The following is a 1,265-nucleotide window of genomic DNA, read 5'->3' as shown; positions in this document are numbered from 1 at the left end:
GCGGCCGGCCACCATCACCAGCTGGAAACGCCCATGGCACGGGGCGGGTGGAGGTCGGCCACGCAGGCTTAGGTGAGGATCCCGTGGAGCACCTGAATGCCGACTAAGCGACCGCGCGCCAGAGACTGCCAATGATGGATGAGCCCCTTGCGGAGGAGAGTGCTGAGTTCATGCATATGGAGAGTATTTGCGGAAAAGGTCCATGTGGCCGCTGGAACGATGCATAATCCATCGTCGTGGCAGCTGATGAGACAAACCTCCTCACGACCCTCATCCCAGCGGGCGCCCTCGTACTCGGCTACTTCATGACCATGGCAGGACAGGCCTTCGCTGACTTCAGGGCTGGACGGCGAGATTTAGGCGCGCGCATAGACCAGCTAACGATCGACATCTACAAAGAAGATCGCGCAGTACTGCAGCAATATCACCAAGTCGTCTGCGACCTCATGCTCGCTTACACAGAGGTCCAAAACCGATGCGCCAGTGAGAACCTCTCTCCACCACAGGCGCACATGACACTCGAAGAGAAAGCTCACATTCACAGGCTGAACGCCGAACAGGTTCGGCTCTACTGTCAGCTGAACACGGATGCAGTCCAGAACTCGGGCGACGATTTCGGCGAGGCCATTGGTCGCTGGCTCTCTAGTTCAACCATGCAGGAGAGCACCGACAGCATCGAAGCACTCGTTCTGGCAAGCGGAAAGATCGGCAAGCAGATCGGGATCGAGCTTAAGAAGACTCCTTACCATCAGCTCGGTCGCCGGAAGTCCTGGCGGCGAAGGAAGCGGATGCTGAACAGGAGCCTTGACTGACCGGCTGTGCTCCTACATAGGCACGGGTCCTGCATGATGAATCCGTGGCCATCGACCTGCGAACGGAGTTGTGGACCGCGGAGGACGCGGCTCGCGAGCTTAACCCCGAGATGACAGTGGCGCAGGTCCGCGCGCTCATCACCCTTGCGGGCATTCCTTCGATCGGACATCGGCCGCCCGGCCCGCACGGCGGCCGCCCGGCCAAGGTGTACGACGGCGAGCAGCTGCGCCGTGCGCATGCGGTGGTCGCGCCGTTGTTGATCGCGGCCTGAGGTTCGTGAGAAACTTCCCGCAAGTTCAACATGCAACGACCCGGCGAAATGGCCGGGTTTTCGCGTATTCGGGGGTGGTCATGATCCCCGAGTGGGTGTGGATTACATGGGGCTCAACTGCTCTCGCTGCGTTCGCCATCCTCGAGACCATCGCCCTCGCCAACCGCCGCGACGGCGACAC

2 protein-coding genes are annotated in these 1,265 nt (G+C 60.9%); both read left to right on the top strand.

The features are described from left to right. The first annotated feature begins 236 nt into the window (after positions 1 to 236). Entirely contained in the window at positions 237 to 812 is a 576-nt protein-coding gene (locus ABT367_RS41380; RefSeq protein WP_351004019.1) for a hypothetical protein, read from the top strand. A 44-nt stretch (positions 813 to 856) separates the two neighbouring features. Further along, positions 857 to 1,084, top strand: a complete 228-nt coding sequence (locus ABT367_RS41375) for a hypothetical protein (RefSeq protein ID WP_351004018.1) — start codon at positions 857 to 859, stop codon at positions 1,082 to 1,084. Positions 1,085 to 1,265: the final 181 nt, after the last annotated feature.

This window comes from Streptomyces mesophilus (genome assembly GCF_040300965.1).
GTDB lineage: Bacteria > Actinomycetota > Actinomycetes > Streptomycetales > Streptomycetaceae > Streptomyces > Streptomyces mesophilus_A.
The sequence above is the reverse complement of the archived record's forward strand: the minus strand, read 5'-3'. Positions and strand labels throughout refer to the sequence as shown.